The 14,774-nt window shown below is 73.9% G+C and carries 9 protein-coding genes; 4 read left to right on the top strand and 5 right to left on the bottom strand.

Going from position 1 to position 14,774, the window contains the following annotated elements; translation table 11 throughout:
- Positions 1 to 277 precede the first annotated feature (277 nt).
- Entirely contained in the window at positions 278 to 1,099 is an 822-nt protein-coding gene (locus tag WIS52_RS10095; protein WP_349297869.1) for a hypothetical protein, read from the top strand.
- 54 nt (positions 1,100 to 1,153) lie between these two features.
- Here the strand turns inward: WIS52_RS10095 and WIS52_RS10090 are convergent, their stop codons facing one another.
- Positions 1,154 to 3,280 carry a PhoX family protein gene (locus WIS52_RS10090; RefSeq protein WP_349297868.1) on the bottom strand — a complete coding sequence of 709 codons (2,127 nt, stop codon included), beginning with the start codon at positions 3,278 to 3,280 and terminating at the stop codon, positions 1,154 to 1,156.
- A gap of 276 nt (positions 3,281 to 3,556) precedes the next feature.
- Entirely contained in the window at positions 3,557 to 4,228 is a 672-nt protein-coding gene (locus WIS52_RS10085) for a response regulator transcription factor (RefSeq protein WP_349297867.1), read from the bottom strand.
- A 416-nt stretch (positions 4,229 to 4,644) separates the two neighbouring features.
- Here WIS52_RS10085 and WIS52_RS10080 point away from each other — a divergent pair, with 416 nt between their 5' ends.
- Positions 4,645 to 6,144, top strand: coding sequence for a GAF domain-containing protein (locus tag WIS52_RS10080; protein ID WP_349297866.1), 1,500 nt, complete (start codon positions 4,645 to 4,647; stop codon positions 6,142 to 6,144).
- 19 nt (positions 6,145 to 6,163) lie between these two features.
- Here WIS52_RS10080 and WIS52_RS10075 read toward each other — a convergent pair whose 3' ends face one another.
- From WIS52_RS10075 to WIS52_RS10065, 3 genes are all read right to left on the bottom strand, one after another.
- Positions 6,164 to 10,018, bottom strand: coding sequence for an ABC transporter ATP-binding protein (locus tag WIS52_RS10075; RefSeq protein WP_349297865.1), 3,855 nt, complete (start codon positions 10,016 to 10,018; stop codon positions 6,164 to 6,166).
- A gap of 89 nt (positions 10,019 to 10,107) precedes the next feature.
- Complete coding sequence (locus WIS52_RS10070) at positions 10,108 to 10,968, bottom strand: hypothetical protein (protein ID WP_349297864.1); 861 nt, start codon at positions 10,966 to 10,968, stop codon at positions 10,108 to 10,110.
- Positions 10,965 to 11,888: an ATP-binding cassette domain-containing protein gene (locus WIS52_RS10065; protein ID WP_349297863.1), complete on the bottom strand. Its 924-nt coding sequence runs from the start codon at positions 11,886 to 11,888 to the stop codon at positions 10,965 to 10,967. Before WIS52_RS10065 ends, WIS52_RS10070 begins: the two co-directional genes overlap by 4 nt.
- 150 nt (positions 11,889 to 12,038) lie before the next feature.
- Between WIS52_RS10065 and WIS52_RS10060 the strand changes: the two genes are divergently transcribed.
- Both WIS52_RS10060 and katG read left to right on the top strand, forming a co-directional pair.
- The gene (locus WIS52_RS10060; RefSeq protein ID WP_349297862.1) at positions 12,039 to 12,488 is read left to right on the top strand and encodes a Fur family transcriptional regulator; all 450 of its coding nucleotides are present in this window, start codon (positions 12,039 to 12,041) and stop codon (positions 12,486 to 12,488) included.
- Positions 12,481 to 14,730 carry a catalase/peroxidase HPI gene (katG, locus tag WIS52_RS10055; RefSeq protein ID WP_379612023.1) on the top strand — a complete coding sequence of 750 codons (2,250 nt, stop codon included), beginning with the start codon at positions 12,481 to 12,483 and terminating at the stop codon, positions 14,728 to 14,730. The genes WIS52_RS10060 and katG overlap by 8 nt, the downstream gene beginning before the upstream one ends.
- Positions 14,731 to 14,774 lie beyond the last annotated feature (44 nt).

Raw genomic sequence — 14,774 nt, 5'->3', positions numbered from 1 at the left:
CGTGCCGGCCCGCGGATACTCTGCACCGAACGTCCGGTCGGGTAAAGGGCCGGAACGGTCATTGCAGGACGTGCGGAACTGCGGAAGGGTTGCGACCACTCGTCGCACGAGTTCGCGCAGTCGTCTCCCGTACCGCCCAGCGAACCGGGCATCGGGGGTGACACCACTACCGTCGGCGCTCGAAGGACACGCGGTCCGGCTCCCCCGACGGGCAGGGATTCCCCCGATCCCACGCTCCCCCGCAGCCCGCCCGGCCCGCGTGCCGGAGGAGAAAGCTGTGCCCCGACATCGCCATCGGGCGCAGGCCGGGACCCCCCTGCCCGGCCTGCGCCACGTCGCCACCGCGGCCGCCGTCGCGAGCGGCGCCCTCGCCGTCGCCACCCCCGTCGCGGGGCTGGAGTTCGGCCCGGCCGACGCGAACTTCCGGCTGGCCGCCGACTCCGTCCCCGACGGCTCCGACCCCGGCGACGACGGCTTCGACGTCGGCCTGGACGCCGCGTTCGCCGACGAGGTCGACAGCGGTCCGCGCACCGAGCCGGTCCTGGGCACCGACCTGGTCGACGCGGCCGGCCTGTTCGAGGCCACCGAGGGCGCGGCCCGGGCCGTCGCCGACGAGCAGGAGCGCATCGCCCGCGAGACCGCCGAGCGCGTCCGCTCGGCGACCGACGACATCCCCCGCCCCGGCGAGGGCGCCGGTCGCGGCGGACCGAGCACCGCCTCGTGCGACGCCGACACCAGCGGCCTCGGCGCCGTGCAGAGCTGGGTCTCCGACGCCGCCGAGTTCCTCAGCTGTGCCTACGACCAGCCGCAGCTTCTCGGTGTCGGCGAGCGTGGCAACGCCTCCGACCACCCCAGCGGTCACGCGCTGGACCTGATGGTGCGCGGGGAGAAGGGCGACCGGATCGCCGAGTGCGCCCTCGCGAACGCCGACGAGCTCGGCGTCAAGTACGTCATCTGGGATCAGCAGATGAACCACGGCTCCGGGTGGAGCGACATGGAGGACCGCGGTGGCGACACCGCGAACCACAAGGACCACGTGCACATCTCGTTCGAGAACAGCTCCGGGTCCGGCGATCCCGACCTCGGGAAGTGCGCCTGACGGCTCGTGGGGGGTGGGCGCGGCCCGCCCCGCGACAACCACCCACGAGTGCCGTCAGGTGCCGATCTTCGCCGGGCGGCCGTCCCTGATGTGCCGGATCGCGGCGACCGCGGGCCGCGGCTGGGCGGTGCCGCCGTCCGGCCAGTGCGACGCCGGCGCCTCCGGCGAGGCGTCGTCGACGTCGCCCGGGTGCTGCACCGAGACCAGCACGAAGTCCTCGGTCACCACCGGACCGCAGCACTCCGAGCCGATCGGGACGCTGGCGAACAGCCGCGTCGAGCCCCGCTGCGGGCCCTCCAGCACGACGCCGTAGAGGCCGTCGTTGATCTCCAGCGCGAGCGTGGAGTCGGTGGAGACCCAGAGGTTGCCGTACGGGTCGAACGCCACGTTGTCCGGTGAGGTGATCGGGCTGACCTGGGACTTGTCGAACCCGCCGAAGTAGGTCGACGGGTCCTCCGGGTCGCCGCAGACCAGCAGGATGTTCCAGCCGAACGTCGTCGCGGTCGGGTCGTTGCGGGTCTCGGCCAGCTCGATGACGTGGCCGTGCTGGTTGCTGTTGCGCGGGTTGGCCTCGTCGGCGCCGGCCTTGCTGCCCGCCTTGCCCCGGTCGGAGTTGTTGGTGCAGGCGATGTAGACCTTGCCGGTTCTCGGGTTCGGCTCGACGTCCTCGGGGCGGTCCATCTTGGTCGCGCCGACCTGGTCGGCGGCGAGCCGGGTGAAGACGAAGACCTCCTCGACGCTCATGCCGGGCACGAACGACTCGGTGGTCGAGGCGAGCGGCTTCCACTCGCCGCCGCCGTCGAACCGCCCGTCGGCGGGCAGCGCGCCGGTGCCGGTGATCTCCGCGGCCGGGCTGTTGCCGGTGAAGACGGCGACGTAGAGCGTGCCGGAGTCGAGCAGCGTCGCGTTGTGCTCGCGCGCGGCCCGGCTGCTGCCCTTACGCATCTTCTTGTCGGACACGAACTTGTAGACGTAGTCGAAGCGCTCGTCGTCACCCATGTAGGCGACCGGGCGGCCGTCCTTCGTGAGCTGGATGGTGGCGCCCTCGTGCTTGAACCGGCCGAGCGCGGTGTGCTTGACCGGCTTCGACGTCGGGTCCATCGGGTCGATCTCGACGATGTAGCCGAACCGGTTGGCCTCGTTCGGCTCCTGCGCGAGGTCCCAGCGCGGGTCGACCTTCTCCCACTGCCGCTCCGACGGGCCCTCCTCGATGCCATAACGCTTCATCCGCTCGTCCACCGCACCGGCGGCGAAGTAGCCGTTGAAGTTCTCCTCGCCGGACAGGAACGTGCCCCACGGCGTCGTGCCACCGGCGCAGTTGTTGACCGTGCCCTTGACCAGGCGACCGGTCGGGTCGGCCTTGGTCCTGAGCAGGTCCGACCCTGCGGCGGGACCGGAGACCACGTAGTCGGAGTCCGCGGTGATCCGGCGGTTGAGCTTGCCGGCGCGGTCGTGGTGCAGCTCGCCGGTCTTGGGGTCCCGGGTCACCTCGATCACCGCGCCACCGTGCGCGGCGATCCCGATCCGGATCTGCTCCTCGGTCGGGTTCTCGTCGTCGTAGCCGCGGAACATCAGCGGCTCGAGCGTGTACTCGTGGTTCGAGAACATGACGAACCGGTGGCCGGACCCGTCGAGGGGCACGATCCCGCAGAAGTCGTTGTTGTAGCCGAACTGCTGCGCCTGGGCGGCGGCGGTCTGGTTCTCGAAGTCGAACTCCGGGCCGTCCGGGGTGATCGGGTCGCCCCACCGGATGACGACGTTGCTCTCGTACCCCTCCGGGACACGGATGGCGTCGTCGAGGTTGGTGGGGACGGTCTCGTAGTGCAGACCCTTCGGCCAGCCGTCGCCGCCACCGGTGGCGGCGACGTCGGCGCCGAGCGGGTGCGACGGGGCGGGCGAGGCCGGGGTCGCCGCGCCGGCGGTCCCGGCGAGCGCGACGCCGGCACCGGTGGTCAGGCCGATCACCGCGCCCGCGCGGAGCATCCCGCGGCGGTCGAGGACGGTCTGCATGACGTCGCCGAAGTAGGTGTTCGACGAGGTGTTCGGCTCGGGGGCGGCACACGCGTCGCTGCACTTGTAGCGGCAGGTCAGGCCCTGCCGTCCCGGACGGAGCCGGTCGAGGAGGGGGAGCGTGCGGGCGGGGGCGGCCTCGGGGGCGTCGCCGGGGCAGCACTGGGCCACGGTCGTCCTCCTGGGTTCGTGGTGGGAGCGGATTCGGGCACATCGGTCCGATGCGCAACGAATGACAGCAGCCCCGTCCTCCTTACGGGTGATGCCCAGGTGGCCGACGAGTGAACGAATCACCCGGAGCGACGTGGCGTGCCCCACTCAGCGCCGCCCGCAGGACGCGCACGCAGAACGGCCCTGCTCGCACGATCGCGTGAGCAGGGCCGGAACGGGTGAGCGCCCGGGAGCGCGGGCCGGGGCGGTCTGTCGCGCGCCCCGGCCCGGCAGGATCTAGACGATGCCCTGGCGGGCGGCGGTGTAGACGATCTCGGTGCGACGCCGGACCTCGAGCTTGTCCCGCAGGTTGCGCACGTGGAACTTCACGGTCGCCTCGGAGATGCGCAGCCGGGTGCCGATCTCGCGGTTGCTCAGCCCGACCGCCAGCAACCGCAGCACCTGGTTCTCGCGGTCGGTGAGCAGCGAGGTCTTGCACAGGTCCGCGCCGCCGGCGGGGCTCGGGGCGGGCTCGCGCAGGACCTGCAGCGGACCGGCACCGGCGGTCCCCGGGTCGAAGACGCCCTCGCCGCGGAGCACCGAGCGCAGCGCCCGGACGATCTCCGCGGTGTCCGCGCCCTTGCGCAGGTAGCCGTGCACGCCGAGCCGGACGGTGCGCATCATCGAGTCGCGGTCCCGGCAGCCGGTGAGGACCAGGATCCGGGTGCCGCGACACCGCTCCAGCAACGCGCGGACGAGGTCGAGGCCCGGGCGCTCGTCGCGGCCGAACTCGATGTCGACCACGATCGCGTCCGGGCGGGTGCGCTCGGCGGCCATCAGCGCGTCCCGCGGGGACGCGGCCTCGCCGGCCGGTGCGAGGTCGGGCTCGGCCGTCAGCAGCGCCCGGAGCCCGTGCCGGACGACCGGCTCCGAGTCGATCACCAGGACGCGAGCGGCTCGCCGGACCACGTCCGCGCCATCGCCCCCGCGATTCGACGACTCGGTCCGTGTCGGCGCGGCGCGGCCCTCCCGAAAGGCTTCGAGCGTCATCGCTGTCCTCCGGTGCATCAGTGCTGCCTCGGCACCGGCGACCGCCGGCCGCCCGTGCTGCTGCCTCGGCGCGGCGACCGCCGGCCCAGGTGCGGACCGCCCCCGCGGCGGTCGACGTCACCGTAGGGACGGTCACGTTGCCCGTACGTTGCGCGGACGACGCGGCGCCGGCCGGGTCCGGTCGAACCCTCCGCACAGGTCACAGTGCGGGCGGTGATCAGCAGGTATGCTCGGCGGACCTGCACGGACCCTGGCGATGACGCGCCGGGACGGCGGGGAGACCGCAGTGGCGAGGGCGCCGACCGGCGTCCGGTAGCGGAACGCAGGAGGCGGACATGCTCGACGGCGACGGCGGCTCCTCCGCCGACGAGCTCGTCGCGGACGCGAACCGGCTGCGCCGCATCTACGACGACGACCTCGGCTCCGGCACGTCCGAGGGCGCGCCCCGCCCCGTCGTGTCCGACTCGTGGCGGCGCAGCCTGGCGGCCCGCATCGACCCGGAGAGCCGGTTGCCCCCGCTCGTCTTCCGTGCCGACGAGCTGCGCGAGGTCCGCGAGAACCATCCGCTGCACGCGGTGATGCCGCTGCTGCGCACGACCCTGGTCAGCATCGCCGACGAGGCGATGCACGTCATGCTGGTCACCGACGCCGACGGTCACGTGCTCTGGCGCGACGGCGCGCACGGGCTGCTGCACTCCGCCGACGACGTCGGTCTCGTGGAGGGCACCCGCTGGACCGAGGACGCGATCGGCACGAACGCGATGGGCACCGCGCTCGCCCTCGACGAGCCGGTCCGTATCCACTCCGCCGAGCACCTGGTGCGCACGTACCACGACTGGACCTGCGTCGCGGCGCCCGTGCACGACCCGGACACCGGCGACACGATCGGCGCGATCGACATCTCCGGGCCGCTGCACACCGTGCACCCGGCCCTGGTGCAGCTGGTGACGGCCACCGCGCAGCTCGCCGAGAACCAGCTGCGCGTCCGCCTGGCCATCGCCGACGAGCGGCTGCGGGTGAAGAACATGCCGCACCTGGCCGCGCTGCGCGGTGTCGAGGGCGCGCTGCTCTCGCCGTCCGGGCGGGTGATCGCCAGTGAGCCGTACGGCCGGTTCCCGGAGCGGATCGCGCTGGAGGAGGGCACCGACCGGGTCCGGCTCGGCGACGGCCGGGAGATGGCGGTCGAGCCCCTCGGCGAGGGATTTCTGCTCGCCCCGCCCGCGCGGCGCCGCGGGCGGGTGGCCGCCGGCGCGCCGGAGGCCCGATCGCTGGCGTTGCGCTTCACCGGCCGGGCCGGGCCGCGGATCATCCTCGACGGCACCGAGTCCGCGGCGACCCTGCGCCCCGCCGAGATCCTCACCGCGCTCGCGCTGCACCCGGACGGGCTGTCCGGCGAGCAGCTCACGCTGATGCTCTACGGCGAGGACGGCAACCCGACGACGGTGCGCGGCGAGATCCACCGGCTGCGCGCCTCGCTCGGCGCCGACATGCTGCTGACCCGGCCCTACCGGCTGGCCGCCGAACCCGAGGCGGACTTCCTGCGGGTCCGGGCCGCGCTGCGCGACGGTCGCGCCGCCGCCGCGCTGGACGCCTGCCGCGGCGAGCTGCTCCCCCGCTCGGACGCTCCCGCGGTCCGCGAGCTGCGCGACGAGCTCGTCGCCGGGCTGCGGCACGCCGTGCTCGCGACCGACGACGGCGACCTGCTGCACCGCTTCACCGGACACCCGCTCGGCGAGGACGACCTCGAGGCGCACGAGCGGCTGCTCGGGCTGCTGCACCGCGACGACCCGCGCCGCCCCGCCGTCGCCGCCCGGGCCGAGCGCCTGCTCGCCTGAACACCGGCTCGCTGCGGTGTCAGCGGGTGGCCAGCGGGCTGTCGGGTTCCGGCTCCAGCTCTCCCGCCCGCCACAGCGCGGCGTACCGGCCGCCGGCGCGGACCAGCTCGTCGTGCGGGCCCTCCTCGACGATCCGGCCCCCGGCCAGCACGACGATCCGGTCCGAGCGTCGCGCGGTCTGCAGCCGGTGCGCGACGACGAACGCCGTCCGCCGCGACGCCACCCGCTCACCGGCGGAGAGCACTGCCGCCTCGGTCGCCGGGTCCAGCGCCGCCGTCGCCTCGTCGAAGATCAGCACGTCCGGCTCGACCAGCTCGGCGCGAGCCAGCGCCACCAGCTGCCGCTGCCCGGCCGACAGGCCCTGGCCGCGCTCGCCGACCGCGGTGCGGAACCCCGACGGCAGCGAGCGCACCAGGTCCAGGGCGCCGACCGCGCGGGCCGCGGCCTCGATCCGTTCCGGTGTGGCGTCCGGGCGGCCGTAGGCGATGTTCGACGCCACGTCCCCGGTGAACAGGTGCGCCTCCTGCGGCACCACGCCCAGCCGGGACCGGTAGCCGGCGAGCGGGTACCGGCGGACGTCGACGCCGTCGATCCGCACCTGGCCCTCACCGGTGTCGTAGAACCGGGCGAGCAGCTTGATCAGCGTGGACTTGCCGGCACCGGTCGCGCCGACCAGCGCGACGGTCTCACCGGCGGCGACCCGCAGTGACACGTCGTCCAGCGCGGGGGTCTCGACGCCGGTGTAGCGGAACGTGACGTGGTCGAGCTCCACCTCGCCGCGCAGCCGCCGTGGCACGGCCACCGGGTGCTCCGGGCTGTCCGGCACCGAGGTCGGGGTGCGCAGCAGCTCGGAGATCCGGTTCAGGCCGACCCGAGCCTGCTGGTAGCCGTCGAACACCTGGGACAGCTGCTGCACCGGACCGAAGAACAGCGTGAGGTACAGCAGGAACGCGGTGAGGACCCCCGGGGTCATCTCACCGGCGACGATCCGCGACACGCCGACGCCGAGCACCACCGCGGTGGCGATGTCGGACAGCAGCGCGACGAACGGGAAGTAGGTGGCGATGTAGCGCTGGGCCCGCAGCCGGGACCGGCGGTAGGCGTCCGACCGGGCACCGAACCGGTCGTAGGACAGCTCCTCGCGGACATAGGCCTGCGCGACCCGGACGCCGGTCACGTTCTCCTGCAGGTCTGCGTTGACCACGCTGACCCGCTCGCGGGCCTCGGCGTAGGCCCGCGAGGAGTAGCGGCGGAACACGAACGTCGCGGCCACCAGCAGCGGCAGCAGCCAGCCCAGCGCGTACAGCGCGAGCTCCGGGTCGGTGGCGGTCAGCGCGATCGCGACGCCGCCGATCGTCAGCAGGCTCACCACGGCCTGCGCGAGCCCGGTCTGCAGGAACGTCGACAGCGCGTCCACGTCCGTGGTCATCCGGGTCATGATCCGGCCGGACAGCTCGCGCTCGTAGTAGTCCAGCCCCAGCCGCTGCAGGTGCGCGTAGCTGCGCAGCCGCAGCAGGTAGAGCAGGCTCTCCCCGGCGCGGGCGGTGACCAGCGTCTGGAACCCGACGATCACCGCGTCGGCCAGCACGATCAGCAGGCCCACCAGGGCGGCGATCACCAGCACCCGGGTGGCTCCGTCGACGATGCCCGAGTCCACGGCGACCCGGGCGATCGTGGGCAGCGCGAGGGTGGCGAGCGCATCGGCGGCCATCAGCGCGATCCCCAGCACGAGCAGCGGCCGGACCGGGCGCAGCAGCGAGGTCAGCCGGAAGTCCGGGTCCGGCGCGGTCGGGGACCGCTCGCCGCGCAGCCGGGGCGACTCCGTCGCCGGGGGCAGTGCCTCGACGGCCTCGAGCAGCTCCGGGGTGGCGCTGACCCCGCCCGCCGACCAGGCGGCCGGCCCGCCGCCGACGGTCTCCCGGCCGAGGGTGCGGTCGGTGCCCTCGGCGCGCGCGCCGGCCGCCTCCGGCCACAGCTCGGGACTGACGCCCGGTACCGGGGCGGAGACCACCGCGCCCTCCGCCGCGGTCGCCGCGGCACCGTCGGTGCGGTGCCCGTTCGCGGCGCCGTCCGCACCGTGGTCGGCTCCACCGACCCGGTCGACCGGCCCCGTCGCCAGCAGCTCCCGGAACAACGCGCACCGCTCACGCAGCTCGGCCTCGGTCCCGGTGTCGACGACCCGGCCCTGGTCGAGCACCGCGATCCGGTCGGCCAGCGCCAGCGTCGAGCGGCGGTGCGCGACCAGCAGCGTGGTCCGCTCGGCCGTCAGCTCGTGCAGCGTCGCGTGGATCGCCGCCTCGGTGGCGGTGTCGACCGCCGACGTCGCGTCGTCGAGCACCAGCACCCGCGGCCGGGTGAGCATCGCCCGGGCGAGCGCGATCCGCTGGCGCTGCCCACCGGACAGCGTCAGGCCGCGTTCGCCGACCTCGGTGTCGAAGCCGTCGGGCAGGTCGTCGACGAACGCCGCGACCTGGGCGGCCTCGGCGGCGGCGCGGATCTCGTCGTCGCTCGCGTCCGGGCGGCCGTAGGCGATGTTGGCGCGGATGGTGTCGCTGAAGAGGAAGGCCTCCTCGAACACCACCCCCAGCTCGGCGCGCAGGTCGTGCAGCCGCAGCTCCCGCAGGTCCACCCCGCCGATCCGCAGCGCGCCGTCCTGCGGGTCGTAGAACCGGGGCAGCAGCAGCGACACCGTGGACTTGCCGGACCCCGACGGGCCGACCAGCGCCAGGGTCTCCCCCGGCTCGACGCGCAGGGACAGCCCGTCGAGCACCGGGTCGGGGGCGGCGTCCCCGTCAGGACCGGACCCGGCCGGCTCGTAGCCGAACCGGACCTCGTCCAGCTCGACGGTCAGCGGCCCCTCGGGGAGCGCCCGCGGCCGCTCGGGGTCGGTGATCTCGGGGGTGGCGTCGACGATGTCGTAGACCCGCTCGGCGGCGGCCCGGGTGAGCTGGGCGGTCACCACCAGGGCCCCGATCAGCCGGGCCGGGCCGACCAGCATCCCGACGTAGGCGGTGAAGGCCAGGAAGGTGCCCAGGTCGATGCTGCCCTGCGCGGCCATCCAGCCGCCCACGCCGATCACCGCGACCTGACCGAGCCCGGGCAGCGCGAGCAGCGCCGGGTTCAGCCGCGCGGTCAGCGCGGCCGCCCGCAGCCGCTCCCCGTAGAGCCGGTGCGCGCGGCGCTCCAGCGACGCGGTCTCCCGGGCCTCCTGACCGAAGCCCTTCACCACCCGGACACCGGTGACGGTCTCCTCGACCTGCTGGGCGATCTCCGCGGCCCGCTGCTGGGCCGACCAGGTCGCCGGGAACAGCGCCCGGCGGATCCGGTTGGTGGCGAAGAACGCCACCGGCAGCATCACCAGCGCGACGACGGTCAGCGCCGGGGAGAGCCACAGCATCGCCGACACCGCCACCACGACCAGCACCACGGTGCCGGCCGACAGCGGGACCATCGACAGGAACCCCTGCACGAGCTGCAGGTCCGAGATCGCGCGGGAGGCGACCTGGCCGGTGCGCAACCGGTCCTGGCGCACCCCGTCCATCCGCTGCACCGCGGCGAACACGTCCCGGCGCAGGTCGTGCTGGACGTCGAGCGCCATCCGCCCGCCGAGGTAACGGCGGACGAACGCGCCGACGAACTTGAACAGTCCCAGCACCAGCAGGCCGGCCACCACCGGGACCAGCACGCCCGGGTCGCCGTCGACCGCGCCGTTGACGCCTTCCCGGATCAGCAGCGGCCCGATCGCCTCCAGCCCGACCCCGACCATCGAGGCGCCGAGCGCACCGAGGGTGACGGCACGGTGGCGCAGGCACGCCTGGGTGAGACGGCGGACCCAGCCCGGCCGGTCGGGCTGTGGGGAGCGGGAGTCGGGCACGGATCCAGGCTATGCCCGCCCCCCGACAGTCCGCCCGGAGCGGGTGCGGCGCGGAAGCCGGGCCGCCGCGACCCCGGAGCCGCGCGGCCTCAGGTGATGTCGCGGCGGCCGCCGACGACCGCGGCCAGCGCCACCGCCGCCGTGGCCCAGGCGAGCAGCACCAGCAGGCCGACCCAGCCGGGCGGCGGCGCGCTCACCCCGGCGAGGAACTCCAGGACGGTGCGGTTGTCGGCGCCCGGACCGGCCACCCGGACCGGCACCTCGTAGAGCGCGAGGTCCCCGGCGTTGCCGGGCAGGAACGAGGTGAACCGGGCGAACACCGACGGGTCACCGAGGGCCGAGTCCCCCGACCGCAGCGCCCCTGCGACGAGGTTCTCACCGGCCAGCAGGTAGCCGACGGCGAGCGCGACCGCACCCGCCTGGTTGGGCACCAGCGTCCCGATCGCGACGCCGAGCGCGCCCCACAGCGCGCACGTGACGATCCCGAGCACGCCCAGTGCGGCGAGCGGGCCGATCCCGGGCAGCTGCTGCCCGCCGAGCACGGCCCCGCCGAGCAGCGGGCCGAGCACCGCCACGACCAGACCGTAGAACCCGGCGACGGCCGCGCCCACCATCACCTTCGCGCCGAGCACCTGGGTGCGCGAGCCGGTCAGGAAGGCCAGCGTCACCGTGCGGTACCGGTACTCGCCGGCGGCGAGCAGCGCGCCGAACACGGCGCCGACGATCGAGGTCATGCTCAGCACCGAGGCCAGGCCGGTGAGCAGCAGGATCGACGAGGCCCCGGTCGCGGCCGGCACCAGGAACCCGATCAGGCCGCCGAACAGGCTCATCGCCAGCGCGAGCAGCAGGACCGGGACCAGCAGCAGCCACCAGAGCCGCACCGAGACGGTGCGCCGGGCCTCCGCGCGCAGCATCGCGGCCCACCGGTCCGCGGACCCGAGCCGTCTCACGCCGCCTCCTCGCCGGCCAGCAGGCGCAGGAACATCTGCTCCAACCCGATCCGCTCCTCGGTCATCCCGTGCACCGCCACCCCGGCGGCCAGCGCCAGGTCCCCGACCCGCACCGCGTCCGCACTGGCGACGGCCAGCCAGCCGCCCTCGACGGCGTCGACCTCGGTCAGGCCGTCCGCGACCAGCGCCGCGGCGAGCCGCTCGGGATCGGCCGGCCGCACCAGCACCCGGGCGCCGTGCCCGTCGCGCAGCGCGGCGACCGTGCCGTCGAACCGGCACCGCCCACGGTCGATCACGACGAGTCGCTGGGCGGTCAGCTCCATCTCCGCGAGCTGGTGCGAGGACACCAGGACGCTGCGGCCGGACGCGGCGAACGCGTTCAGGAACGTCCGCAACCAGGCGATGCCGTCCGGGTCGAGGCCGTTGCCGGGCTCGTCGAGCACCAGGATCCGCGGGTCGCCGAGCAGCGCCGCGGCCAGCGCGAGCCGCTGGTGCATCCCCAGCGAGAAGCCGCCCACCGCGCGGTCCGCGGCCTCGGTCAGGCCGACCAGCTCGAGCACCTCGTCGACCCGGGCGTCCGGGACCCCGATCGCCGCGGCTGCGGCACGCAGGTGCGCCCGCGCGCTACGCCGCGGGTGCCCGCCGTGGGACTCCAGCACCGCACCGACGACCCGGCCCGGCGAGTCCAGGTCCGCGAACGGGAGCCCGTCGACCAGAGCGCGCCCGGTCGTCGGCGTGACCAGCCCGAGGATCATCCGCAGCGTCGTCGTCTTGCCCGACCCGTTCGGTCCGAGGAAGCCGGTCACCGCCCCGGGCTCGACGGAGAACGAGAGGTCGCGCACCGCCTCGACCGGGCCGAACCGCTTGCCCAGGCCCTCGACGGTGATCCGCCCGGACCCGGGCGGTAGAGCCTCCGGCACGTCTCGCCTCCCGCCGTCGGACCTGGTGCAGTCGTGCACGACCATCCTCGCCGACGGGCCCGCGCCACCCCACGCCGGGTGAGCACCGTCCGGAGATGGGACACCGGAGAAACTTGACCTGTTCCAGAAAAGTCGGCAGGCTCCGGGACCGTGTCGATCGCAACGGACGACGAGGGCAGGTTGCGCGCGGCCGGGCTGCGCGTCACGCGTCCTCGGCTGGCCGTGCTGCGGACCGTGCACGCCCACCCGCACGCCGATACGGATTCGATCATCCGGACCGTGCGGGCGGGCCTCGGGGAGGTGTCCCACCAGGCCGTCTACGACGTACTCCGGGCGCTCACCTCGGCCGGTCTCGTGCGGCGCATCCAGCCGTCGGGCTCGGTCGCCCGCTACGAGGCGCGGGTCGGTGACAACCACCACCACGTCGTGTGCCGGTCCTGCGGGGCCATCGCCGACGTCGACTGCGCCGTCGGCGACGCGCCCTGCCTCACCGCATCCGACGACAGCGGCTTCGTGATCGACGAGGCCGAGGTCGTCTACTGGGGCCGCTGCCCCAGCTGCTCTTCCACCACAGTCTCCGAAGGAGTTCCGAGTGTCTGACGAGAAGGTCACCGTCGAAGGCGAGATGAACCGGGAGGAGGACGGGGGCTGCCCGGTCAAGCACGGCGGCATCCCGCACCCCACCGAGGGCGGCGGCAACATCGACTGGTGGCCGAACCAGCTGAACCTGAAGATCCTGCGCAAGCACCAGGCCGTCGCCGACCCGTTCCACGGCGAGTTCGACTACGCCGCAGCGTTCGCGACCGTCGACCTCGACGAGCTCGCGCGTGACGTCGACGCCGTCATCACCACCTCGCAGGACTGGTGGCCCGCCGACCACGGCAGCTACGCCGGGTTCTTCATCCGGATGGCCTGGCACTCCGCCGGCACCTACCGGACCTACGACGGCCGCGGCGGCGCCGGCGCGGGCATGCAGCGCTTCGCCCCGCTGAACAGCTGGCCGGACAACGGCAACCTGGACAAGGCCCGCCGGCTGCTGTGGCCGGTCAAGCAGAAGTACGGCCGCACCGTTTCCTGGGCCGACCTGATGATCTTCGCGGGCAACCGCGCGCTGGAGGTCTCGGGCTTCACGACCTTCGGCTTCGCCGGTGGCCGCGCCGACGTCTGGGAGCCGGACGAGGACGTCTACTGGGGTGCCGAGACCACCTGGCTGGGCAACGAGGCGCGCTACGGCGGCAGCAAGGACTTCGCGAGCCGCGAGCTGGAGAAGCCGCTCGGCGCGTCGCACATGGGCCTGATCTACGTGAACCCGGAGGGCCCGGACGCCAGCGCCGACCCGGTCGCCGCGGCCCGCGACATCCGCGAGACCTTCGGCCGGATGGCGATGAACGACGAGGAGACCGTCGCGCTGATCGCCGGCGGGCACACCCTGGGCAAGACCCACGGCGCCGCCAACCCGGACGAGAACGGCCACGTCGGCCCCGAGCCCGAGGGCGCCGACATCACCGAGCAGGGCCTGGGCTGGAAGCAGAACTTCGGCTCCGGCAAGGGCCGCGACGCCATCACCTCCGGTCTCGAGGTCATCTGGACCCGCACCCCGAACCGGTGGAGCCACGACTTCTTCGAGCACCTGTTCGCCTACGAGTGGGAGCTGGAGAAGTCTCCGGCCGGCGCCTGGCAGTTCGTCGCCTCCGGCGCCGAGGCGATCATCCCGGACCCGGAGGAGGGCTACCCGGCGCGCAAGCCGACGATGCTCGTCACCGACGTCGCGCTGCGGATGGACCCGATCTACGAGCCGATCTCGCGCCGGTTCAAGGACAACCCGCAGGAGTTCGAGGACGCCTTCGCGCGCGCCTGGTACAAGCTGACCCACCGCGACATGGGCCCGCGCCAGCGCTACATCGGCCCGTGGGTGCCGACCGAGGAGCTGCTCTGGCAGGACCCGGTCCCCGCCGTGGACCACGCGCTGGTCGACGACACCGACGTGGCGTCGATCAAGGCGAAGGTGCTGGAGTCCGGCCTGTCGGTCTCCGAGCTGGTGTCGACGGCGTGGGCCGCGGCCTCGTCGTTCCGCGCCAGCGACAAGCGGGGCGGCGCCAACGGCGGCCGCATCCGCCTGGAGCCGCAGCGCAGCTGGGAGGTCAACGACCCGGCGCAGCTCAACACGGTGATCTCGAAGCTGGAGAGCCTGCAGTCCGAGATCAACGACGGGCTGTCCGGCGGCAAGAAGATCTCGTTCGCCGACCTGGTGGTGCTCGCCGGCGCCGCGGGCGTCGAGAAGGCCGCCAAGGACGCCGGGCACGACGTCACGGTGCCGTTCGTCGCCGGCCGCACCGACGCCACCCAGGAGCAGACCGACGTCGAGTCGTTCTCCTACCTGGAGCCGGCGACCGACGGGTTCCGCAACGTGCAGGGCAAGGGCGACCGGCTGCCGGCCGAGTACCTGCTCGTCGACCGGGCGAACCTGCTCGGGCTGTCCGCGCCGGAGCTGACCGTGCTGGTCGGCGGTCTGCGGGTGCTGGGCGCCAACACCGGCGGCAACACCGCCGGGGTGCTCACCGACAAGCCGGGCACGCTCACCAACGACTTCTTCACCACCCTGCTCTCGGCGGGCGTGGAGTGGAAGTCGGTGGCGGGTGACGACAACGCCTTCGAGGCCGTCGACACCGCGACCGGCGGGAAGCGCTGGACCGGCACCCGGGCCGACCTGGTCTTCGGGTCGAACTCCGAGCTGCGTGCCGTCGCCGAGGTCTACGCCTCCGACGACGCCCGTGAGAAGTTCGTCGAGGACTTCGTCGCCGCGTGGGACAAGGTCATGATGGCCGACCGGTACGACGTCTGATCGTCGTACCTTCCGCGACGCCCGGGCCGGTTCGCCGGTCCGGG

The organism is Pseudonocardia nematodicida (genome assembly GCF_040105385.1).
Taxonomy (GTDB): domain Bacteria; phylum Actinomycetota; class Actinomycetes; order Mycobacteriales; family Pseudonocardiaceae; genus Pseudonocardia; species Pseudonocardia nematodicida.
This window is presented reverse-complemented; position numbering and strand designations above follow the sequence as displayed.

Coding starts and splice junctions, on each gene's coding strand:
- WIS52_RS10080 (WP_349297866.1), top strand. CDS start 4,645: ATGCTCGACGGCGACGGCGGCTCCTCCGCCGACGAGCTCGTCGCGGAC.